25 protein-coding genes are annotated in these 20,983 nt (G+C 56.8%); 2 read left to right on the top strand and 23 right to left on the bottom strand.

Going from position 1 to position 20,983, the window contains the following annotated elements:
* Positions 1–2: 2 nt before the first annotated feature.
* The 9 genes from ccmI to ccmA form a co-directional block, all read right to left on the bottom strand.
* Positions 3–1,205 carry a c-type cytochrome biogenesis protein CcmI gene (gene ccmI, locus KGB03_RS23765; protein ID WP_223529380.1) on the bottom strand — a complete coding sequence of 401 codons (1,203 nt, stop codon included), beginning with the start codon at positions 1,203–1,205 and terminating at the stop codon, positions 3–5.
* Positions 1,198–1,671, bottom strand: coding sequence for a cytochrome c-type biogenesis protein (locus KGB03_RS23760; RefSeq protein ID WP_129442231.1), 474 nt, complete (start codon positions 1,669–1,671; stop codon positions 1,198–1,200). Before KGB03_RS23760 ends, ccmI begins: the two co-directional genes overlap by 8 nt.
* Positions 1,668–2,204 (bottom strand): DsbE family thiol:disulfide interchange protein, encoded by a 537-nt coding sequence (locus tag KGB03_RS23755; RefSeq protein WP_192406821.1) that lies wholly within the window; start codon positions 2,202–2,204, stop codon positions 1,668–1,670. The genes KGB03_RS23760 and KGB03_RS23755 overlap by 4 nt, the downstream gene beginning before the upstream one ends.
* Entirely contained in the window at positions 2,201–4,189 is a 1,989-nt protein-coding gene (locus KGB03_RS23750; protein ID WP_223529372.1) for a heme lyase CcmF/NrfE family subunit, read from the bottom strand. Before KGB03_RS23750 ends, KGB03_RS23755 begins: the two co-directional genes overlap by 4 nt.
* 3 nt (positions 4,190–4,192) lie before the next feature.
* Positions 4,193–4,648 carry a cytochrome c maturation protein CcmE gene (ccmE, locus tag KGB03_RS23745; RefSeq protein WP_054596313.1) on the bottom strand — a complete coding sequence of 152 codons (456 nt, stop codon included), beginning with the start codon at positions 4,646–4,648 and terminating at the stop codon, positions 4,193–4,195.
* Complete coding sequence (gene ccmD / locus KGB03_RS23740) at positions 4,645–4,821, bottom strand: heme exporter protein CcmD (RefSeq protein ID WP_008145547.1); 177 nt, start codon at positions 4,819–4,821, stop codon at positions 4,645–4,647. The genes ccmE and ccmD overlap by 4 nt, the downstream gene beginning before the upstream one ends.
* Complete coding sequence (locus KGB03_RS23735) at positions 4,818–5,573, bottom strand: heme ABC transporter permease (protein ID WP_111451896.1); 756 nt, start codon at positions 5,571–5,573, stop codon at positions 4,818–4,820. The genes ccmD and KGB03_RS23735 overlap by 4 nt, the downstream gene beginning before the upstream one ends.
* Before the next feature lie 75 nt (positions 5,574–5,648).
* Entirely contained in the window at positions 5,649–6,317 is a 669-nt protein-coding gene (ccmB, locus tag KGB03_RS23730; protein ID WP_008155797.1) for a heme exporter protein CcmB, read from the bottom strand.
* On the bottom strand, positions 6,314–6,949 hold the full coding sequence (gene ccmA, locus KGB03_RS23725) for a cytochrome c biogenesis heme-transporting ATPase CcmA (protein ID WP_007894233.1): 636 nt from the start codon (positions 6,947–6,949) through the stop codon (positions 6,314–6,316). Before ccmA ends, ccmB begins: the two co-directional genes overlap by 4 nt.
* Positions 6,950–7,412: 463 nt before the next feature.
* Here ccmA and KGB03_RS23720 point away from each other — a divergent pair, with 463 nt between their 5' ends.
* Entirely contained in the window at positions 7,413–8,987 is a 1,575-nt protein-coding gene (locus KGB03_RS23720) for a flagellar hook-length control protein FliK (protein ID WP_223529369.1), read from the top strand.
* Positions 8,984–9,313 carry an EscU/YscU/HrcU family type III secretion system export apparatus switch protein gene (locus KGB03_RS23715; RefSeq protein WP_223529366.1) on the top strand — a complete coding sequence of 110 codons (330 nt, stop codon included), beginning with the start codon at positions 8,984–8,986 and terminating at the stop codon, positions 9,311–9,313. The genes KGB03_RS23720 and KGB03_RS23715 overlap by 4 nt, the downstream gene beginning before the upstream one ends.
* A 94-nt stretch (positions 9,314–9,407) precedes the next feature.
* Here KGB03_RS23715 and KGB03_RS23710 read toward each other — a convergent pair whose 3' ends face one another.
* The 14 genes from KGB03_RS23710 to KGB03_RS23645 form a co-directional block, all read right to left on the bottom strand.
* Positions 9,408–10,718 carry an ATP-grasp domain-containing protein gene (locus KGB03_RS23710; RefSeq protein WP_223529355.1) on the bottom strand — a complete coding sequence of 437 codons (1,311 nt, stop codon included), beginning with the start codon at positions 10,716–10,718 and terminating at the stop codon, positions 9,408–9,410.
* Between the two features lie 4 nt (positions 10,719–10,722).
* Positions 10,723–11,595 (bottom strand): arylamine N-acetyltransferase family protein, encoded by an 873-nt coding sequence (locus tag KGB03_RS23705; RefSeq protein ID WP_223529352.1) that lies wholly within the window; start codon positions 11,593–11,595, stop codon positions 10,723–10,725.
* 79 nt (positions 11,596–11,674) lie between these two features.
* Positions 11,675–12,394, bottom strand: a complete 720-nt coding sequence (locus tag KGB03_RS23700; RefSeq protein ID WP_223529349.1) for an SDR family NAD(P)-dependent oxidoreductase — start codon at positions 12,392–12,394, stop codon at positions 11,675–11,677.
* On the bottom strand, positions 12,391–12,762 hold the full coding sequence (locus KGB03_RS23695; RefSeq protein ID WP_223529346.1) for a hypothetical protein: 372 nt from the start codon (positions 12,760–12,762) through the stop codon (positions 12,391–12,393). The genes KGB03_RS23700 and KGB03_RS23695 overlap by 4 nt, the downstream gene beginning before the upstream one ends.
* Positions 12,755–13,300 (bottom strand): hypothetical protein, encoded by a 546-nt coding sequence (locus KGB03_RS23690; RefSeq protein WP_223529343.1) that lies wholly within the window; start codon positions 13,298–13,300, stop codon positions 12,755–12,757. Before KGB03_RS23690 ends, KGB03_RS23695 begins: the two co-directional genes overlap by 8 nt.
* Complete coding sequence (locus tag KGB03_RS23685) at positions 13,297–13,671, bottom strand: hypothetical protein (RefSeq protein WP_223529340.1); 375 nt, start codon at positions 13,669–13,671, stop codon at positions 13,297–13,299. Before KGB03_RS23685 ends, KGB03_RS23690 begins: the two co-directional genes overlap by 4 nt.
* A complete protein-coding gene (locus KGB03_RS23680) occupies positions 13,668–14,171 on the bottom strand; it encodes a hypothetical protein (protein WP_223529338.1) in 504 nt (167 codons plus the stop codon). The genes KGB03_RS23685 and KGB03_RS23680 overlap by 4 nt, the downstream gene beginning before the upstream one ends.
* 44 nt (positions 14,172–14,215) lie before the next feature.
* Entirely contained in the window at positions 14,216–15,454 is a 1,239-nt protein-coding gene (locus KGB03_RS23675; protein WP_223529335.1) for a hypothetical protein, read from the bottom strand.
* Complete coding sequence (locus KGB03_RS23670; RefSeq protein WP_223529332.1) at positions 15,454–16,713, bottom strand: beta-ketoacyl-[acyl-carrier-protein] synthase family protein; 1,260 nt, start codon at positions 16,711–16,713, stop codon at positions 15,454–15,456. Before KGB03_RS23670 ends, KGB03_RS23675 begins: the two co-directional genes overlap by 1 nt.
* Entirely contained in the window at positions 16,710–17,837 is a 1,128-nt protein-coding gene (locus tag KGB03_RS23665) for a hypothetical protein (protein WP_223529328.1), read from the bottom strand. Before KGB03_RS23665 ends, KGB03_RS23670 begins: the two co-directional genes overlap by 4 nt.
* Positions 17,830–18,192, bottom strand: a complete 363-nt coding sequence (locus KGB03_RS23660) for a phosphopantetheine-binding protein (protein ID WP_223529325.1) — start codon at positions 18,190–18,192, stop codon at positions 17,830–17,832. Before KGB03_RS23660 ends, KGB03_RS23665 begins: the two co-directional genes overlap by 8 nt.
* A 563-nt stretch (positions 18,193–18,755) precedes the next feature.
* A complete protein-coding gene (locus KGB03_RS23655; RefSeq protein WP_223529323.1) occupies positions 18,756–19,694 on the bottom strand; it encodes a tyrosine-type recombinase/integrase in 939 nt (312 codons plus the stop codon).
* 354 nt (positions 19,695–20,048) lie between these two features.
* Positions 20,049–20,441 carry a DUF2802 domain-containing protein gene (locus KGB03_RS23650; protein ID WP_074874590.1) on the bottom strand — a complete coding sequence of 131 codons (393 nt, stop codon included), beginning with the start codon at positions 20,439–20,441 and terminating at the stop codon, positions 20,049–20,051.
* Positions 20,442–20,927, bottom strand: coding sequence for a chemotaxis protein CheW (locus KGB03_RS23645; protein ID WP_008155806.1), 486 nt, complete (start codon positions 20,925–20,927; stop codon positions 20,442–20,444).
* Positions 20,928–20,983: the final 56 nt, after the last annotated feature.

The raw sequence follows: 20,983 nt of genomic DNA, 5'->3' as shown, positions 1-20,983 counted from the left end.
TGTCATTTGTCCGGGCTGTCGATGGTCAGTGTTTGCTGCGTCGTGGTGCTGCTGGCCAGAGGCTGGCTGCGACCGATCCATTCGCCGGCAGTGGGTTTGCCGGCGCGGGAGATGCGCGCAACCAGTTGGACTTCAGGGAAGTTCGACAGTTTCAACTGCGGCATCATTGCATCGGCGTCGCCCAGCTCGACGGTCGCCGGCAAGTCGGCCACGGTCAGGCGTTTGGCGGCCAGGGGTGCCGGAGGCCCTGCGGTGGCGCGGGCGAAAATGAATACGCTGTCGCCCGGCTGGACCTTGGCTTTGAGCTCTGGAGCCAGATCCACTCGCACCTTGAGCAGTGCCGCCACCTTGGCGGCGGGCGCCTGGGCGACCTTGCCACCGCTGGCTTCGAGTTTCTCGGTGGCCCGAGTGATGCCACCTTGCAGCGCGGCGCGGGAACTGTCCTCCGGTGGCAGTTGCACCAGCAGGCGATTCCAGTAATCGATGGCGTCCTGATAACGCTGGCTTTCAAAGGCAGCAATACCGAGCAGGCCAAGGCTGGTGACTTCTTTTGGATCGGCTTTGAGTGCTTCGTCGGTCAGGGCCTGAACCTTGTCCGACCACTTTTTGCCGTCGGCGAAGTACTGAGCCTGCGCCCATTGACCCAACAGCTCCGGCTGACGACCGGCCAGGTTCACCGTGCGTTCGAAGATCTTCGCCGCATCGCCAGGGCGATCCTGAGCCATGTACGTGCGACCGAGGAAATACAGGCCTTCAGCCGAATCCGGCTGAGCCGCGACCGCACGCTCCAGGCGACGGGTCATCTCTTCCATCGACTGCGGCGCCTGGGAGAATTCACGGGTCAGTTCGACCTTGTCGCTCGCCCCAAAATGCAGATACAGGCCGAGGCCCAGCACCGGCACCAGAATCGCCGCCAGCAAGGGCCACGGTTTGCCCAGGCGGGACACACGTGGCGCCTCGGCGCCTTCAGTGTCGGCGAGCAATTCACGGGCGGCTTCGGCGCGACCGGTGTCCATTTGCGTGGCGTCGAGAACGCCCTCTTCCTGCTGAGTCTGCAACTCAGCCACGCGTTCCTGATACAGCGCGACGTTCAGGGCCGTACGATCCTCTTCAAGCTGGGCGCGACGACCACGCAGAACGGGAATCAGCAGAAAACTCAGGGCAACCAGAAGTAGCAGACCTGCAGCGAGCCAGAAATCAATCATTCTTGGTTTTATCCAACAGGTGGTCGAGGCGCTCACGCTCCTCGGCAGAGAGCTCATCCTTGGTGTCAGCGCGTTGCACGCGACGACGGCGGACGATCACGGCGATGATCACAAAACCGCCCAGCAGCAGGCCGGCAGGGCCGAACCAGAGCAAAGCAGTCTTGGCGTTCAGAGCGGGTTTGTAGCGGACGAAATCACCGTAGCGGTCGACCATGAAGTCGATGATCTGCTGGTTGTCCTTGCCCTCGCCGAGCATGCGAAAAATCTCTTTGCGCAGGTCAGCGGCGATCGGTGCGTTGGAATCGGCAATGTCCTGATTCTGGCACTTGGGGCAACGCAGCTCTTTGGTCAGCTCGCGAAAACGCTCGCGATCACCTTCTTTGGCGAACTCGTAGGTGTCGATGGCCGCGTGCGCCACGCCGGCCATGCTCAAACCCAATACCGCGGCGGCTATCCAGCGCTTCATGGCTTGGCCTCATCAACCAGCGCCTGATACTTGGCCGCCAGTTTTTCGCGCCAGACCTGTTCGTCGATCACACCAACGAACTTGTCACGGATGATGCCCTTGGCGTCGATGAAGAAGGTTTCCGGAGCGCCGTACACACCCAGGTTCAAACCCAAAGTGCCTGCGTCGTCACGAATGTCCAGCTGGTACGGATTGTGGAATTCCACCAGCCACTTCAAGGCGTCAGCGTTGACGTCCTTGTAGTTGATGCCGTAGATCACCACGCCCTTCTCGGCCAGTTTATTCAGCACCGGGTGCTCGACCCGGCAGGAAATGCACCAGGTCCCCCAGACGTTGACCAGTGCCGGTTTACCCAGAATGTCCGCCTTGGTCAGTGTCTTGTCGCCCTGCACCGCCGGCAGGGAAAACTCCGGGAACGGCTTGTTGATCATCGCCGAGGGCAGCTCGGCCGGGTTCAGGAACAGACCGCGATAAAGGAAAACAGCCACCACCAGGAAAATCGCCAAGGGCAACAGCATCAACCAACGTCTCATGCCGTGGCTCCCGTCATGCCCAGTGCTTCACGCACACGGCTGTTCACCTTGACTCGGTAACGGCGATCCAACGCCGCTAGCAACCCGCCCAAACCGGTGAGCAGACCACCGAACCAGATCCAGCGTACGAACGGTTTGACGTGGACGCGAACGGCCCAGGCGCCATCGCCCAACGGTTCGCCGAGTGCGACGTAGAGGTCGCGGGTGAAACCGGCGTCGATCCCGGCTTCGGTCATCACCGCGTTCTGCACGGTGTAGAGGCGTTTTTCCGGGTGCAGCACGCTGACTTCCTTGCCGTCGCGGATCACCCGAACGGTGCCCTTGTCGGAGGTGAAGTTCGGGCCTTCGAAATGCTTGGCACCTTCGAACACGAAGTGGTAACCGCCCAGGTCCATGGACTCACCCGGCGCCAGACGCAGGTCGCGCTCGGCACTGTTCTGGCTCGACAGCACGACGCCAAGGGCACACACGGCGATGCCGAGGTGAGCGACCTGCATGCCCCAATAACTGCGGGTCAGGGTCGGCAGGCCTTTGATCAGGCCTTTGTGGCGAGTCTTGTCGAAGATGTCACGCACACCGGCCAGCAACACCCAGGCGGCGAGCATGAAGGTCGCAATCACTGCCCAGTTGAAATCGCCATAAGCGACACCGGCGATCACGGCCAGCGCGGCGCTGCCGAGCAACACCGGGGTCAGCATGCTCATCAGCCATTTGACCGGGGTGTCTTTCCAGCGCACCAGCATGCCGACCGCCATCACCACCATCAGCAAGGCCATCAACGGAATGAACAGTGCGTTGAAGTACGGCGGGCCGACCGACAGCTTGGCGCCGGTCATCGCATCGAGGATCAGCGGATACAACGTGCCCAGCAGAATCATCGAGGCCGCCACCACCAGCACCAGGTTGTTACCCAGCAGCAGGGTTTCCCGGGACCAGAGGTTGAAGCCAACGTGGCTCTTCACCACCGGAGCGCGCAGGGCGAACAACGTCAGCGAACCACCGACTACAAACAGCAGGAAGATCAGGATGAACACACCGCGTTCTGGGTCGGACGCAAAGGCGTGAACCGAGGTCAGCACGCCGGAACGTACGAGGAAAGTCCCCAGCAAGCTCAACGAGAACGCGGCGATGGCCAGCAATACGGTCCAGCTCTTGAACACGCCACGTTTTTCCGTGACCGCCAACGAGTGAATCAGCGCCGTACCCACCAGCCAAGGCATGAAGGAGGCGTTTTCTACCGGGTCCCAGAACCACCAGCCGCCCCAGCCGAGTTCGTAGTACGCCCACCATGAACCGAGAGTGATACCGATACCGAGGAAGGCCCAGGCGACGATGGTCCACGGACGGGACCAGCGAGCCCACGCCGCATCAAGACGACCGCCCAGCAGTGCAGCGATGGCGAAAGCGAAGGCCACGGAGAAACCGACATAACCCATGTACAGCATCGGCGGGTGAACGATCAGGCCGATGTCTTGCAGCAGTGGGTTGAGGTCACGACCGTCCGCAGGAATCTGCGGCAGGATACGGGCGAAAGGGTTCGAGGTGAGGATCAGAAACAGCAGGAAACCCGTGCTGATCATGCCCATCACCGCCAGCACGCGAGCCAGCATCACTTGCGGCAACTGTCGGGAAAACACCGACACCGCAAAGGTCCAGCCACCGAGAATCAACGCCCACAGCAGCAACGACCCTTCATGCGCACCCCACACCGCGCTGAACTTGTAGTACCACGGCAAGGCGCTGTTGGAGTTGCTGGCCACATAGGCGACGGAAAAATCGTCGGCCATGAAGGCGTAAGTCAGGCAACCGAAGGAGAACAGCAGAAACGCGAATTGCCCCCAGGCGGCCGGTTGAGCAAGGCTCATCCACAAGCGGTCACCGCGCCAGGCACCGAGCAACGGCACCACGGCCTGAACCAGCGCGAGACACAGCGCCAGAATCATGGCCAGATGGCCGAGTTCAGGAATAAACAGTCCAGACGTCATCGATCAACCCTCCTTCGCGGGCGTTGGAGCAGATTGACCACTGTCTTTCAAAGCCTTGGTCACTTCCGGCGGCATGTACTTTTCATCGTGCTTGGCCAGCACTTCGTCGGCCACCACCACGCCGTCGGCGTTGAGCTTGCCCAGGGCAACGATGCCCTGCCCTTCGCGGAACAGGTCCGGAAGGATGCCGCGATAAGTGATGGTTACGGATTTATTGAAGTCGGTGACGATGAATTTCACGTCCAGCGAATCGCCGGAACGTTGCAGCGAACCTTTCTCGACCATGCCGCCGGCGCGGATGCGCGTGTCTTGCGGGGCTTCGCCGTTGGCGATCTGGGTCGGGGTGTAAAACAGATTGATGTTTTGCTGCAGGGCGCTCAGGGCCAGGCCGACGGCAGCACCGACGCCGACCAGGATCGCGAGAATGATGATAAGACGCTTTTTGCGCAGCGGATTCACTTGCCGTTCTCCCGGCGCAGACGACGCGCCTCTTGTTGCAGATACCGCTTGCGGGCCAGGATTGGCGCCGCCACGTTGAGGGCCAGCACTGCCAGGCAGATGCCATAGGCTGACCAGACATACAGGGCATGATGTCCCATGGCGAGGAAGTCGCCGAATGAAGCAAAACTCATCGAGCGGCCTCCAGACTGTTCTGCACTTCGGCCTTGACCCAACTGGCGCGGGCTTCGCGCTTGAGCACTTCAAGACGCATGCGCAGCAGCAACACCGCGCCGAAGAAACAGTAGAAACCCAGCACCGTCAGCAGCAGTGGCAGCCACATCTCGGCGGGCATTGCCGGTTTTTCGGTGAGGGTGAACGTCGCGCCCTGGTGCAGGGTGTTCCACCACTCCACCGAGTATTTGATGATCGGGATGTTGATCACGCCGACAATCGCCAATACCGCGCAGGCCTTGGCGGCACTGTCACGATTGCTGATCGCATTGCCCAGCGCAATAAGACCGAAGTACAGAAACAGCAGAATAAGCATGGACGTAAGTCGTGCATCCCAGACCCACCACGAGCCCCAGGTCGGTTTGCCCCAGATCGCACCGGTGACCAGCGCCACGGCGGTCATCCAGGCGCCGATGGGCGCCGCGCATTGCAGGGCGACGTCGGCCAGCTTCATCTTCCACACCAGCCCGACGATGCCACAGACCGCCAGCATCACGTAGATGGACTGGGCCAGCATGGCGGCCGGAACGTGGATATAAATGATGCGAAAACTGTTGCCTTGCTGGTAGTCCGGCGGCGCGAAGGCCAGGCCCCACACGACACCAACGCTGATCAGCAGCAACGCCGCGACACTCAGCCAAGGCAGCAGTTTGCCGCTGATGCCGTAAAACCATTTGGGCGAGCCGAGCTTATGAAACCAAGTCCAGTTCATTACTGTTTCCATCACGGTTGCTCTTCGCTATGAAGAGCCAAGGGTCTTTACTGATCAAAAATTGACCAGACCTCATTATTCGCCGACGCTGATCTTCAGGCCAGCAGCGATTGCAAAAGGTGTCAGGGTTATCGCCAGGGCGGTCAGGCTACCAAGCCACAGGAGATAACCGGTCGCCGGCATGCCCTGCAATGCCGCCTGCAAGGCGCCACTGCCGAGAATCAACACCGGGATGTACAACGGCAGAATCAGCAGCGCCAGCAACAGGCCACCGCGCTTCAATCCCACCGTCAGGGCTGCGCCCACCGCACCGAGCAGGCTCAGCACCGGTGTACCCAGCAACAAGGAAAGCAGCAACACCGGCAGACAGGCGGTTGGCAAACCGAGCATCAATGCCAGTAATGGAGCGAGCAAAACCAGTGCCAGGCCAGAGAAGGACCAGTGTGCCAGTACCTTGGCCAAAACCAGAAGAGGCAGGGGGTGCGACGAAAGGACCCACTGCTCAAGCGATCCGTCTTCGAAATCACTGCGGAAGAGCCCGTCCAGCGAGAGCAAAACCGATAAAAGGGCCGCTACCCAGACCAGTCCCGGAGACAAGGTTTGCAACAATTGAGACTCGGGTCCCACCGCCAACGGGAACAGGGAAACGACGATCGCGAAGAATACGAGCGGATTGGCCAACTCCGCCGGGCGGCGGAACAACAATCGGGCTTCACGGGCGACCAACAGGCCGAAAACACTCATACGGCCCAGTTCCCCAGATCAATGTCGCGATAGCCGGCCGGCATCCGGGTCAGCGTGTGGTGAGTGGTCAAGACCACCATGCCTCCGCGCTCGCAGTGTGCGGCCAGGTGTTCTTCGAGTTGCGCCACGCCTTGTTTGTCGAGCGCGGTGAAGGGCTCATCGAGGATCCAGAGCGGCGGGCTTTCCAGGTACAACCGCGCCAACGCGACCCGGCGTTGCTGCCCGGCAGACAGCGTATGGCAAGGAACATCCTCGAAACCGCGCAGTCCGACAGCGGTCAGCGCCTGCCAGATCGCCTCATGGGAGGCCGGTTGATGCAAGGCGCAAAGCCAGCTCAGATTCTCTTCCGGCGTCAGCAAATCCTTGATCCCGGCGGCATGGCCGATCCACAGCAGGTTACGCGCCAGCTCAAAACGTTGCTCGTTCAATGGCTGGCCGTTGAGCAGCACCTGACCGGCAGTCGGCTGCATCAGCCCGCAAAGCAGGCGTAAAAGGCTGGTTTTGCCACTGCCGTTGGGGCCGCTGATTTGCAACATTTCGCCACTGGCCAGTCTCAATTCGAGATTTTCGAAGAGCAGCCGAAGGTCTCGCTCACAGGCGAGGGCAACGGTTTGCAGGACAGGACTGGTCAAGAGATCACGGGCCTTTTGGGTTCAAGTCGGCAGTGGAGCGGCCGTTAAAGATATGCAGGATAAATGCATTGGCGGCCCGTTCTAAGGAGCTGGATCAAGTATTTGAAATGTTTTCAGCGCCCCGAGTGCAACGGGGCGGCATTATACATGCCATGCCCCAACAGGGCGTGTTGACGTTAAATGATGGTCGCGCCGCTACCCCGGAAGGCGCAAGACTAGGCATGAGAAGCGAAGATTGGTATTCCAAGTATGTAACGAGTAACGACGTATTGCGCCTTCCGGGGTAGCGGCCCTTCGGGTTGGCGTTGTGAGCGAGCCATGCTGCGTTGCAAGACTTGGTAAGGAAACGACCCTTACCGGCGTCTTGCGCCTTGCCTGGCCCGCTCACAACGCCAACGCGATCCATCATTTAACGTCAACACGCCCTGTTCAAGAGGGCAATTTCCTCAGGTTGTGACCGCGTATGACAGGCGAAATGAACATCCTTCCGCTCCCGCAAACCACGCCCGCGACTTCGCGACCGCTGGTGGTGAGTGGCGACCTGCTGAAGTTACTGACGCCGATGGAGGGCCTGATCACTGCCGGCCAGACCGCCAAGGCCGAAGTGCTGTCGCTCAAGCAGGCGGATCAAACCTTTCAACTGTTGCTCAAGGTCACCCTCGACAGCGGCCGTCAGACCACGGTCCAGGCCACCAGCAGCCAACCGTTGCCTCAGGGCACCAGCCTGGCGATCACTCAGCCGTCGGCGAGTAATCTGGCCGTCACCGTGCAACAGGCCATCGCCTCCAGCATCGCCACTCTCACCCGTATCGACACGGCGCAACTGCCCGTCGGCACCCTGCTGCAAGGCAAAGTACTGACCTCTCAAGTGTTGCCGCAGGTGCCGGGCCAGCCGACGGTGTTTCGCTCGATGGTGAGCTTGCTCAACACCGCGTTGAGCGGCAGCACCCTGAACATCGACAGCCCGACGCCGCTGCGCATCGGCACCTTGCTGAGCGCGCTGGTGCAGGACACCCAGACATTGAAGTTCGTGCCATTGAGCAGCCGCCAGGAGCAATTGGCGGTGACCCAGCAACTGGTCAACCAACAGAGCCGCCAAGGCTCGCTGGATGGCCTGCTCAAACTCCTGCAAAACCTGCCGGCCTCGGACCAGACGTCCAGTGATCTGCGTGCCGCCGTCGACAAGTTGCTCGCCGGCCTGCCCGATGCTCAACAACTCAGCACCCCAAAGGGGCTGGCCCAGGCACTGGCCAATAGCGGCCTGTTCCTTGAAGCCAAATTGCTCAGCGGTCAGAACCCGACGCTGGCCCCGGACATGAAAGGTGATCTGCTCAAGCTGATCGCACAATTGACGCCAGGCCTGCCGGCCAACACCAATCTCAGCGCGATCATTGCCGCCAACACACTGGCCCAGGCCATGCCGAGCTTCGTGCGCAGCGCCCTCGGCATGCTCGGTCAGGTCAGCGCCAAACCGCCGCCAACCCGCTTCCCGCTGCCCGAGCGCCTGCTCCAAAGCATGGACGGCGAAGGCGATCTCGAACACTTGCTGCGTTTGGCTGCAGCGGCGGTTTCACGCCTGCAAAGTCATCAACTGTCGAGCCTGGAACAGACCGGCGTCACTGACGACGGTCGGTTGATGAGTACCTGGCAACTGGAAATCCCGATGCGCAATCTGCAGGACATCGTGCCGTTGCAGGTCAAGTTCCAGCGCGAAGAAGCGCCCGAGAAGGATCAGCAAAACGAACGCCGCGACGAGCGCGAACCCAAACAACAATTGTGGCGAGTGGACCTGGCGTTCGACATGGAGCCCCTGGGCCCGTTGCAGATTCAGGCACAACTGATCAAAGGCAGCCTGTCCAGCCAGTTGTGGGCCGAACGCCCGTACACCGCCAGCCTGATCGAAAGTCATCTGGCCGAACTGCGCCAGCGTCTGCTGGCGTCCGGCCTGAATGTCGGCGATCTCGATTGCCACCTCGGCACACCGCCACAAGGCCCTCAAACCCGTCTCGAACAACGCTGGGTCGACGAAACCGCATGAAAAACCCCAACACCCCGCGCCAGGCCATCGCCCTCAAGTACGACGGCAGCCACGCCCCTACCCTCACGGCCAAAGGTGACGAAGCACTGGCCGAAGCCATTCTGAAGATTGCCCGCGAATGCGAAGTACCGATCTACGAAAACCCCGAGCTGGTGAAACTGTTGGCGCGGATGGAGTTGGGGGAGAGTATTCCGCAGGAGTTGTATCGCACGATTGCCGAGATTATTGCGTTTGCGTGGAATCTGAAGGGCAAGTTCCCGGCGGGGCATGATCCGGATACGCCGATGGTGGAGAAGGACATTACCGATCGCGGGGATGACTATTGATTCGGTGATTTTTTGACGTTGATGGCTGACTTGATACCGAACACCCTCCTGCTCAGAATGCCGCCCCTCGGGCGGCGTTCGTCATCCGAGCCTGTCAGCCCACCAGGTACTCGTCATAGGTACGGCGAATCGAGCGCCAGCCATCCTCGCCAAAAGCGACCCCACCCAACAGGCGCTCTGCCGCCTGATCAAACGCGGTCACATCGGCCCATAACCGATCGGTATCGGTGTCACAGAAACAAGCATTCATCGGTGACGAAATCAAATCGTGGGTCGGCTTGTAATCGTCGCCTTCACCGATGACGCAGACATAGCCCTTGAAGGACTTCAATTGCGCCAGGCTTTGCTCCAGCAACGGTTCGCTGATTGAAAAAACACCACTTTCGATGCAAATGACATCAGAAACAATGGCCGGGGATTTGAGCACTGCATCGCGCATGTTGCCGGCATCGCCGAAATACGCCTCGTACACCTGCTCCAGCAGCGATGATTGGTAGCACTCGACGAACAATTTCGGGGTGATGGTGCCGTGCATGCGAGCCGCAGCCTCGATCATCACCGGCCCGTCCGTCCCCATGAGCAACTCCATATGCACCGCGCCATAGGTGATGTCGAGGGCTTTGGCAGCGCGCTTGGCGTACTCGCTCAAGGCCTGGCAGACCGGCGCGTCGAGCGGCAGCATGAAGGTGAACTTTTTGACGAAGTCGCAGCCGACAATGTCTAGTTCGTCACTGCGAACATAGCGACAAACTGCTGAAACCACGTATTGGCCGGCGCAAGCCACCATGTCCACCACATACTCAGGCCCTCGAATCATGGGCTGGATCAAAAAGTGGTCGTTGACCGTCCAGGTCGCAGAAAACGTGTCCCAAGAGGTACTGTCCAGCGCGTGTTGCAGCTCAGCGCGGTTGTTGCACCGTTGCACACCTTCGCCACCGGCGGACGATTGCGGCTTGAGAATGCAGGGATAGTGCTCCCACTCTGCAATCGCCGGCCCTACACTTTCGGGCCCGTCGAGGACAAGGGTGGGAATAAATGCCAGCCCCGCTTGTGCCAGCGAGTGCTGCATCTGGTCCTTGTGTCGACGTCGAAAGGAGGTAGCCGGGTCGTTCCCTGGCAACGAATAATGAGCGGCGAGTTTTTCCGCTAGAAACACACCATTTTCACTGCCCGCCAACACAGCATCGAACAAACCACTCTCCACGGGAGGTAATTGGTCTTCGCTGGTAAATATGCCTTTATAGAGTTCGGCCTGAAACTCACCTTTCTTTTTCGCATTGAGTTTCGGAATCCGCGCCACTTTATCGAGTTCAATGATCGCGTAGCAATCAACCCCTCGCTCTTTCAGATAACGAACCAGAATATTGGCGTTTGATACAGGGTTGGCAATTAAACAAGACGGCATTTTATTATTCCTTTAGTGACCGTGAACCATTAAATATATCGACGGGCAGCGACACAAAGTCGCAAGCCTCAAGTTCAATATCGAAGTATTCATCCAACACCTCCACCAGCTCATGGCATGACGTGACAATGCGGCGATTGCGCGCATGCTGCTGGATGGACACCAAAACATTATTGATTAGATAGCAGCCCCCCTGAAGAGATGGCCGGGCACACACCAGATTGTTTTTAAAGGGTGACAACGGTGAGTAGGCGTTGAAAAACTGCCCGACCACGAATTCATGAGCGTCGTAACTGGCGTCTCGTAGTACATACATGTTTATCCATTGCACACCGCGCCGATATTGGATGCCCCACATGGAGGTGCCAACCCGTTGCACTCGATATTCATGAACACCTTGCACAACCTGCGCGTTGTGCAATAAGCGCAAGGGGTACAAAAAGCCCCGATAGCCAAATCCAACGTCACATATCCACTCTTCATCCTCGACCCGCACCAGTAACACCATATGGGTCGACAGGTTCATGGCCCCGTCTTCACGAGATACCGCCGACAGACTTCGCCGGACACTGAAACCAAGTGTTTCCAGCACCACGGCCAGCAAACCGTTCATTTGCGTGCAACCGCCGCCCCGGCCGCCCGAAATCAATTTGTCGCCGATCTGATCCATGTCAAAGGAAGGCGCGATGCCAAGAAAAACATCGAGCATGTCATACGCGATGGTACTGGCGTGGGCAAAGTGGATATCAGTCAGCGTGTCGGCACTTATATCGGTGGGTACATCCAGCTTGATTCTCTTGAAGTAAAGCGCCAGCCAGTCAGGTACTAAAGAGGCGCGCGCCTCTCGCAGGCACGATGAAACCGTTTCGGCACTCACAGATGCAACCTCGCTAAAACAGGGCGGAATCTTTTATATCGGAAGAAGGAATGTTGGCGTGATTAGAACCAGGAAGTGGTTACCCGATATTTTCGCCGTTACCCACTTTAATAACAGAGCCGGCTGTATTGAACTGACGGCTCGCCAACAAAAAGACAATATTGGCTACTTCCTCAGGCTGCATTATCTTTCGTCCCGGTATCGACTTTAAAATATCGCGCTCGCCCCCTTGGGCAAAGGCCTTGAACATATCAGTATCGACAAACCCCGGAGCAACGGCGTTGATTTTCACGTTAAATCTTGCCAACTCCAGTGCCAACCCAAGCGTCAATCGTTCAATGGCTGCTTTCGCACATCCGTAGGCGGTATTGCCAAGTTTGACTTTAGTCGCGGCCACCGAACTGATGTTGATGATATTGCCGAAGCGGGCGGCGGCCATCACCGGTGCGAAGACGTTGCAGTAATTCAAGGTACTGCCAAAGTTGGTGTCCATCACCTGTTGAAACATTTCATGGCTGGTATTCAAGAAAATCCCGTCTCCGGTGATACCGGCATTATTGACCAGCACCGTGGGCACGCCTTCGAGGCGGATGCGATCACACAAGGCCTGCACCTGATCAATTCGCCGACCATCCAGCTGCACAGCGTTCAAGCCAGGGAAGTCCGCCATGAAACGGGCCGCAGCCTGTTCGTCGCGAGCATAGGTAACGAACACCTTATAACCGGCTTCAAGAAACTGTTCGGCGATACAACGGCCGATGCCCCGGGTGCCACCCGTCACTACCGCAATGCCGCTCATGCGCCCTCTCCTTCCAGCGAAATCACGCCACGGCAAAAATTAATGAGCTCGTGATGGATTCTGAAACTGTATTGGTTGTCAGGGCTCTGACCCCCTGGCTTTTTATCGATCACCAGACGAAGCGACAACCCTGGGATGATCGGCTCGAGAAAAGCGACCCGTGAAACCGTAAACGCCTCGACAGCCGTCCCTTTCATCCGGGCGATACAGTCACCGACGAAACCAATGATGCAAGCGCCTGGGACAATCGGATAATCGGGAAAGTGCTCTGCGAAGATCGGCGCCGTAGCGTTGACGGTCAGGCAAGCGTCGAAGCGCTGGGCCGAGACCACAACGGCGTCCTCTCGAAAAATCTGCAACTCATCCATTAGCCGAAATCCTTTTGCTGAAGTAGGCATCCGGGAAGACTTCCGTAATGACCGATGCCACCAAAATGCTCATGTAAGAACCGATCAGGAAAACCGGCCAGTACGCTTCAAACACCAGACTCAAACCTGCCAATACCGCGTTTATCGAGAAGGTCATGCACCATGCCTTGGTGATGGTGTTGTTGATATCGAAAAACTCAGTCGACTGACGGGCATTGTCATCAACGCCTTCGCCGCCGTACTGCAAGGTGAACGGTTGTCCGCGCAATACACTCGACCATCCGATACCGGTCAGCACGCCATATAGCAGGAGTTTGACGTTTTCGAACGTAGAGAGCCCTGGCCAATACACCGACACCAATGCCATCCCGAGCAGACAAGTAACCAGCGAGCACTCAATGACGAAGCCCTTTCGAAGGTTGTCGTAACACAAGACAAACATCAAAAAGGAGACCGCCAGGGCCGCCTTCGCAAAGTTGCCGTTGAACCACTCAATCAGATAAGGAAACAACAGCCATGGAATCATGAGCTTGATCATGGCTGCCGCTCCTTCAGGCTTAAAACCGTGATGGTCGCCAACGCATAATCCTGGGCGCCGCAATCAAGCGTAGCGAACACTTCGACACGCCCCGCGCCGTTGTCGATGCTGACCCGCCCCGTCAATTGCGATATCCGTTTGGGATTCAAGACTCGCAGACCGGTAATCAATGCCGGGACGTAGTGTGTCGACGGTGTCGTGCCGCAAGCCCCGCGGACACATCGCACCGCAAACTGATTGAGCAGTTCGAATAGCACAACGACTGCGCCATAGCCTTCGATGTAATGATCGAAGCCGCCCTCATTCACTCGACTGCTCCAGCCATGTTCCGACTGGTCGACGGGGGGGCACATCTGCAGATAAGTCGTCATTTGGAAGGCGCCGCTGTCACATCTCCGACCTTGAAAAAGCGCAGCAACCTGAGGCAGCGGCCGACAATCAAACCATTGATAAGTCCAGACCCCAATGCCGACCAGGCCGCCAACGACACGTCTTGCGCTCGCTCGGGATGCATCTCCGCCTGGTAACCACTGTAGTAACGCCAGGCAAAGAAACACCAATAAACAATCAATACCTTGATCGTGCCACCCAGCACCAGGTGCTCACCCTCGCGTTCCACGTTGTGATACGAGTAGAAGCGCAAAGCCAGCCACCACCCCGCCAGCAATCCCAGGGCATAAACCGAGAGCGGAATCACGAACCCGTGGGAGAGCTTCAGCGAGGCCAGGGAAATGGCGACGAAAATCACCGGGGTAATTTGCAGCGACCTTTTCGACTCATGATTCTTGAAACAGGCAATGACGCCGTAATACGTCACGATGAAGAAAACCGCATAAACCCACAGCGGCGTACCACGCAAAATGTCCAACATAGAAACCCCTTGGCACTGCACATGCCTGAGACAAACAGTGACGATCAGCCCGCAATCGAAGGTTGATTGCGATGGTCGAGCAAACGGTTGAGCTTACCCCGTGGGTTATAGGAGAAGTCTGCATTACTCGCCCACTTGACCACGGCTACACCGCGCGTCACCGCCTCCTTCAACTTCGGAATATGGAAGAGTTGATCTTCCAGGCGTGCCGACCAAGAGGCATTCATGACCGATGGCTCGACATCGACGAGCACCGTGACACAGTCCTTGCCGGCATCGGTGGTCGACAGACGTACCTGAAACGCCTCTGACGGCGCATTGGCGGCGACCAAGGCCTGTTCGATCAGCGTCAGGCTGATCCGGTGACCGCCGAGACTGAACTCCTCGGCGACGCGTTGACCGATCTTGAGGTAGTAGTGATTGTCCTCCCCTTGGGTCAGCTCTGCGACATCACCTATTCGGTAGCGAATGATGGGCACCACCGGGGCCTTCAGATCGGTGACCAGCAACTCGCCGGCATCGGTCTGTTCCATAAAGAACCAGTCGGACAGTATCAAGTGCTGATGCGGCTCCATGGCCGGTGTGTTCACCGCTGCAAACCCCAGTTCCGTGGCACCGTACAAGCTATAGAACCGGGCTTTGGGCCACAGGCGCTGAATATATCCGCGCTTGCCCAGATGGAATGCCTCCCCGACAAAAACGATCTTGGTGATCGCCAGATCCACATCGAGCTTTTCTGCTGCCTGCGCAACCTGGATGATCCCGGTCGGTGAACCTACTAATACGTTTGCGTTGAAACGGCGCATGGTGGCGAGCAACGACGGCATGTTGTTCATCACGTCGGGACGCCCCACCGGCAACACCGTCGAGCCGATCGGTTCGAGCATCCGGCACATCCCTTCGTAGTTGTAACCCAGGCAGCCGGCAGTCAGCAGGTTCACCACGGTATCGTCAGCACAAAAAACATGCTCGGCCATGAAACCGCGAACCTGATAGGGGTAGCTGTCCTCGGTGACGCGCTGAAAAATACGACTGGCCAGGACCAGGGGTGCCGAGGTGGTACCCGATGTAGAGATGACATAACAATGTTTGAGCTTGTTAGCATCAATCAGCGCATCACTCACCTCCATGAGCGCTTTCTTGCTCAATGGCGGGTATTTCTGCACGAAATCGTCATACCCCGTGACCGTTGGCAAATCCAGCGGGTAAGCCTGTTCCGCATACTCTCCAACCATCTTGTTGAATTTCTCGATATCAAACGAAGTGCGGCTTTTTATAGTCATTATCCGATTCTTTTAAATATCATCGACGCGGCCAGGCCGCCCATTCCGAAGGAGTTTTTAAGGCAGTAATCCACAGGACGCCGCAGGGTGAACGGAGAAACATTGGCCAGGCAGTCAGGATCCTTGGACTCTAGATTGATCGTTCCCGGAATAAACCCCGAACGCAGGCTGATCAATGTATTGAGCGTTTCCATGGCCCCAGCGGCGGCAATCATGTGCCCGTGCAAAGACTTGTTGGCGGTGACAGGCACCTGTTCTCCAAGCACTGCGCAAATGGCTGCGGACTCGTGCAAGTCATTCAGGATCGTCGAGGTCCCATGCGCATTGACCATGCCAATATCACGCGCCTGCAATCCGGCGTTACTCAACGCCCGGGTCATGGCCAGTTTCATCTCGGCACTGTCGGGGGCGGGCTTGACGATATGGCTGGCGTTGGTGCTGGTACCAAAACCCACTAGTTCCATCAACGGTTCACGCCCGGCTTTCAGGCAAGCGTCCAGGGATTCGACAAGAAACAGCACCGCACCTTCAGCGGGCAGATAACCCGAACGCCGCGTATCGAAGGGCCGTGACAGCCCCGTGGGATCGAGTCGTTCATCGGTGGCGATAATATCGACCGACTCAAGCCCAATGTAATGCTCAGCGGTGACCTTGGCCGAGATACCACCAACGATCGCGGCATCCACGCGCCCCTGCCGTACGGCTTGAAAACCGGTGCCTATGGCTTGCAGGGAAGCAGAGCACAACCCCAGGTGCACCGAGGCAGGGCCCTTGAACGGCACGAACTTATGCACGGTCCGCAACGCATTGGTCGGATCGTAACGAATGAAGTCCTGTACGCGAAAATGCTTCTCGAGTGCCGAGTCAAGATTGGAGAACTGCCCATCCACCTTATTCAGGTCGTACGCCAGGTTGACCGTTTGCGCGATGTCCACCACGGGTTCGTCGACCCCCAGAAAACAACCGATCCGATGCTCACCGATCGCGCCTGGATCGAAGCACACCGAGGCCAGCAGATTTTCCATGGCGGTACGGGTATAGAACTCATCATGACTGAATCGCTGCAGTACGCCCTGGGTTGGAAAGTTTCCCGATTCGGGAATCCCGGCAAAATGGCTCTTGAACGTAGCGGTGTCATATTTGGCGATTTTTCTTACGCCGGAGCATCCATCGCGCAGCGATTCCTCAATGGCTGCATAGTGATCGCCCAACGGTGTGCAACAGCCGAAGCCGCTGATGACAACCCTTTGCTGACTCATGACAACAACCTCGCTGATGGCGTTGATAACTTGCGCAACACGATCAAGCCCAACCCCATCCCGGCACCTTCGCCATGGATGATGATGACGCGTCCCGGCTCGATCGACGGGTCGGCCAATGCGCACACCAGATCGACCAGGCCGCTGGTGGCCACCGCATACCGCGACCAGGGTTTGTATCGACGTAATTCGAATGTGCTCAGGCTGCTCTCCAATGCCTGCACCTCCGCCTCACCGATACCGGGTGCGCCATTGTCGTAAAGCACCACGATCGGATGACTTTCACGGACCCACGGTTGAAGTTGTGCGTACGCCTCGACCCAATCCTGGCGAGTGGCGAACATACTGGTAGAGAACCGACTGATCGCCAACAACACTTCTGCCAGCGGCTGGACCTGAGATCGGGAAACCCGTTCCCCGGTCTCGACCACCAGCGACACCGCACCGCTGGCACCCTGGACGTTTGAGCGATGTGGCTCGCTGGTATCGATCAAGCCCATCTTTTTAAACACTTGGGCGTTATCGGCTTTCAACATGTCACCGTAAGCACAAATCAAGGCGCCGCTCGACTCGCTGCAAGGCAGGTTATAAAAAGCCTCCTCCAGCAACGAGAGTCCCCCCAATGACATCTTGCGCAACGGATAACCACCCCCACGAAGCCCGAAGAGCTTTGATAAATGGTAGAGACCATTGGTGGGCAACTTGCGAAACAGTCGCAAAGGATGCACGGCGTTGGCCATTTTCCCCAGGTTGTGGAGCAAATCCGCCTTATCGGCATAAGCCTCGCTGGAGAATTTGAACTGCCAGACCACCTCATGAAAATCACGGACCGTTTCATAGGTGGTGTACACGCACATGGCATCTTTCTCAGCCGGCGTGAAAGCAACACATTGCTCGGCCATGTTCATGGCCGCGAAACCGACATTAAGGCTACATATCGTTTGCGGGGTCAGCATCGCGCGATCTTCGCGCGCGATGTGTGGAACAAGCGCCGCTGACAACTTAGCCTCCCTTGGCTGATGGTCCAGCAAAGGAACCGGCGGCTCAGCCAAGCGTTGAAGCAGTTCATCCGTATTCAATGCCGCCTGTTCAATGCCATAGCCGGTGATAAATAGACTAGGCATTCAGAACGGTCTCGATCCGATGGGCGCAGAATCCAGGTGTCCAGTATTTATCCAGAGACTTTGGATCAAGTTCAACATCGGCTTCAAGCCCTAATATTTCATTGACACGCGCTTTGCCTTTCTCGGTCCAACGCCCTGCGGAACAAAACAGGGGATCAACCAAAAGTTGCGCAAACGGCCAGATATCATGCGATTCGATATCTTGGCTTATTTGAGCCTTGACCTCATAACAGAAGTCAATAAAGTCAATTGAAGTAAAACCAATTTGCTCAAAAGAGGCGTCAGCATCAATATTGCTTGGCGAATCCAGAAAAAGAATATTCGCGGTGATTTCCTTGACCTTATCGAGATACATATAATTCCTTATTATTTTCAGCATTCGATAGTCGATGCTGTTTTGTGTTGCAGATATCATCCCGACACAAAAGGTATTTCAAATCCCAACAGAAGAAAACCCCTCACCCAAGAGACAATCAATTGTTTTTTTTGAGCGTCCCTCTACCCCCAATACAGTTTTTATATCAGAATTGCACTCCGTGCAATTCAACCAATACAAGGCCCAGCAAAGTAGAGCTTCCGAGCGACATAGTGCAGATTTGTACTCATCATAATACTCGACAAGGAGAACATCTAAAAAGCCAGATACGATGGGTACTTTGTCAATTCGAGAACAAACAAACTGATGAAGTATTATTGACCCAAAGATTAATCACCCCTTTTTATTTCACACTCGACGCGAATGCACTTTTTTGAGGCAGCCCCATAAGACCGCATCAACCGAGGCGACGGCAACATCATGATTAATCAAGGTCAAAAATGAATAACAGGCCGGTGCCGAGGCAGCCGACCTGTCAATACAACGAAGAGAGTGGAGAATTTTTTGATTGAGAAAGCGAAACAAAGGCCCGGCCGTGAAGATCAGGATAGAACGGCAAGGCCCTGTTTCAAGGACCGCACTGACATAGGGCCACTGCGATGCTTGTTGGGAAACACGTACCGTTGCTGGCCAATGATAGCCGCCAGCTCCTTCAACAACCCCACGACCGACCCGGGAAGACGCAGCGACAACTGATCCCCTGTCGGACTACGCTGCGCGGGGATTTCCCATACTTGCTGATCAAGATTGAACTCGGGCCACTCGGCCATTGACAGAGTCTGGGTGCCGCAGGAACTCAACTTCTGCAGCTCGGCATAACACCGAAACTTCAACTTCTGCTGTCGCGCCTCATACTCAGTCAATATTGCATCGCGACCGGGTAATGCCTGGGCTGTTGTGTGCTTTGGATTGTAATAATGCGACGGGGCTTCATGGAACACTCCCCTGTTGCGCAGCGAAAACTCAATAATAGCGTTGATTGTTCGCCCCACTTGCAAGGCAACGCTGACCGCACCGCGCTCTACCGCCGCGTCGACAATAAAGCGAATATGGTCGGCGGTAACTGCGGACACGGGTTGTTTTCCGATAACCGGAAAAGCCACTTTTTGCAGCAATGAAAGCCTACGAATTTTAGTGATCGACGCCCACGGGCGGGACACCAGCCAACGTTGCGCCATCAGCTCAAATGTCTGGGAAGCATCAAGGATGTATTTTATTTTTTCGGATTTGCGCGCGTGAGCCGGATTGATACCGCGTTCTACCTGATGGCTGGCTGCAATACACGCCAGACGTGCGTCTTCCAGGCTTAGTTCGGGAAACTTACCCAAGGCATACATCGAAGCCTTGCCGTGCAGGGTGAATCGGTAACGCCACGCTTTTACACCCGTGGACTTCACTTCAAGATACAGGCCCCGACCATCATGAAGTCGATAAAGTCTTTCCTTGGGCTCGGCATCCATGCACTCCTTGTCCGACAACATCCCCGATCATCCTTGTATTATTTTTATGGATATCCTGACGTTATGTATCACGAAAACACACAACAAAATCGAAGGCTGGAAACTTATCAGTTGAAATAATATAAATCAACAGGACCCTCCATCAAAAAACGGCTACCTATGCGATACCCCGTAAAAATATCGCTACAATTTAAATATTAAATACTGGAATGTGGATTTTGGGCGCACACACCAAACAATCGTACTAACCAGTTCGACTTCCCCCTCCAAAATGCACAAGATGTTCAATATCCAGGCAAAAAAAATCGTAGCGTTCAGCAGTGCCTACACTGAATATCCAGCAGGCACTGCCAAAGGCTACGATCTCTTGATTGCTTAGTTCTTGTGCAACTTGCTCATCAACTCCGCCTCAGCCTGGGTCAAGCCGCAGGACTGAGTCAGTTCATCGACGCTCGCGCCCATACCGACCAGTTTTGCCGCCTGGGCAAACGACAGGCTCGACGGATCGCGCTGTTCCAGCTGAGCCAGTTTGTCCGGCAACGGGCCAACCACCGCGCGCAGTTCGTGCAGGTCTTCACCCATGCGCACGTTGCCGCTTTGGTAGTCCTCGACGCGCCTGGCCAGGTCCTTGATGCGCTGATCGCGCAGCGCATCGCCCTGAGCCTGTTGCGCGGCGATCAGTCGTTGGCCTCGTATGTACGCCAGAAACATCGCCAGCGTGCCTGCCCAGAAGAGGAACAGGACAATGACCGCTACCTCAAGAATCAATCAGATGTTCTCCAGGTCCGACCATTCTTCTTCGCTCATCATCTTGTCCAGCTCGACCAGGATCAGCAGTTCGTTGTTCTTGTTGCACACGCCTTGAATGAACTTGGCGGATTCTTCGTTACCGACGTTCGGCGCGGTCTCGATTTCCGACTGACGCAGGTAAACCACTTCGGCCACGCTGTCGACCATGATCCCGACGACTTGCTTGTCGGCTTCGATGATGACGATACGGGTGTTATCGCTGATCTCGGCATTCATCAGGCCGAAGCGCTGACGGGTGTCGATCACGGTGACCACGTTACCGCGCAGGTTGATGATGCCCAGCACGTAGCTCGGGGCACCCGGGACCGGGGCGATCTCGGTGTAACGCAGGACTTCCTGAACGCGCATCACGTTGATGCCGTAGGTTTCGTTGTCCAGTTTGAAGGTTACCCATTGCAGGATCGGATCTTCAGAACCTTTTGCATTCGTCGCTTGATTACTCATACCCTGACCCCTCGAAAAACCGCTTCTGGCGGTGTGTGTTCTTCAGGCGGCATTCA

It is taken from the genome of Pseudomonas sp. BF-B-26 (assembly GCF_019956495.1).
Lineage (GTDB): Bacteria > Pseudomonadota > Gammaproteobacteria > Pseudomonadales > Pseudomonadaceae > Aquipseudomonas.
Note: the sequence above shows the minus strand (reverse complement) of the source record. Positions and strands in the feature narration are given on the sequence as shown.

Coding starts and splice junctions, on each gene's coding strand:
- ccmI (WP_223529380.1), bottom strand. CDS start 1,205: ATGATTGATTTCTGGCTCGCTGCAGGTCTGCTACTTCTGGTTGCCCTG.
- KGB03_RS23760 (WP_129442231.1), bottom strand. CDS start 1,671: ATGAAGCGCTGGATAGCCGCCGCGGTATTGGGTTTGAGCATGGCCGGC.
- KGB03_RS23755 (WP_192406821.1), bottom strand. CDS start 2,204: ATGAGACGTTGGTTGATGCTGTTGCCCTTGGCGATTTTCCTGGTGGTG.
- KGB03_RS23750 (WP_223529372.1), bottom strand. CDS start 4,189: ATGACGTCTGGACTGTTTATTCCTGAACTCGGCCATCTGGCCATGATT.
- ccmD (WP_008145547.1), bottom strand. CDS start 4,821: ATGAGTTTTGCTTCATTCGGCGACTTCCTCGCCATGGGACATCATGCC.
- KGB03_RS23735 (WP_111451896.1), bottom strand. CDS start 5,573: ATGAACTGGACTTGGTTTCATAAGCTCGGCTCGCCCAAATGGTTTTAC.
- ccmB (WP_008155797.1), bottom strand. CDS start 6,317: ATGAGTGTTTTCGGCCTGTTGGTCGCCCGTGAAGCCCGATTGTTGTTC.
- KGB03_RS23720 (WP_223529369.1), top strand. CDS start 7,413: ATGACAGGCGAAATGAACATCCTTCCGCTCCCGCAAACCACGCCCGCG.
- KGB03_RS23715 (WP_223529366.1), top strand. CDS start 8,984: ATGAAAAACCCCAACACCCCGCGCCAGGCCATCGCCCTCAAGTACGAC.
- KGB03_RS23710 (WP_223529355.1), bottom strand. CDS start 10,718: ATGCCGTCTTGTTTAATTGCCAACCCTGTATCAAACGCCAATATTCTG.
- KGB03_RS23700 (WP_223529349.1), bottom strand. CDS start 12,394: ATGAGCGGCATTGCGGTAGTGACGGGTGGCACCCGGGGCATCGGCCGT.
- KGB03_RS23695 (WP_223529346.1), bottom strand. CDS start 12,762: ATGGATGAGTTGCAGATTTTTCGAGAGGACGCCGTTGTGGTCTCGGCC.
- KGB03_RS23690 (WP_223529343.1), bottom strand. CDS start 13,300: ATGATCAAGCTCATGATTCCATGGCTGTTGTTTCCTTATCTGATTGAG.
- KGB03_RS23685 (WP_223529340.1), bottom strand. CDS start 13,671: ATGACGACTTATCTGCAGATGTGCCCCCCCGTCGACCAGTCGGAACAT.
- KGB03_RS23680 (WP_223529338.1), bottom strand. CDS start 14,171: ATGTTGGACATTTTGCGTGGTACGCCGCTGTGGGTTTATGCGGTTTTC.
- KGB03_RS23675 (WP_223529335.1), bottom strand. CDS start 15,454: ATGACTATAAAAAGCCGCACTTCGTTTGATATCGAGAAATTCAACAAG.
- KGB03_RS23670 (WP_223529332.1), bottom strand. CDS start 16,713: ATGAGTCAGCAAAGGGTTGTCATCAGCGGCTTCGGCTGTTGCACACCG.
- KGB03_RS23665 (WP_223529328.1), bottom strand. CDS start 17,837: ATGCCTAGTCTATTTATCACCGGCTATGGCATTGAACAGGCGGCATTG.
- KGB03_RS23660 (WP_223529325.1), bottom strand. CDS start 18,192: ATGTATCTCGATAAGGTCAAGGAAATCACCGCGAATATTCTTTTTCTG.
- KGB03_RS23655 (WP_223529323.1), bottom strand. CDS start 19,694: ATGTTGTCGGACAAGGAGTGCATGGATGCCGAGCCCAAGGAAAGACTT.
- KGB03_RS23645 (WP_008155806.1), bottom strand. CDS start 20,927: ATGAGTAATCAAGCGACGAATGCAAAAGGTTCTGAAGATCCGATCCTG.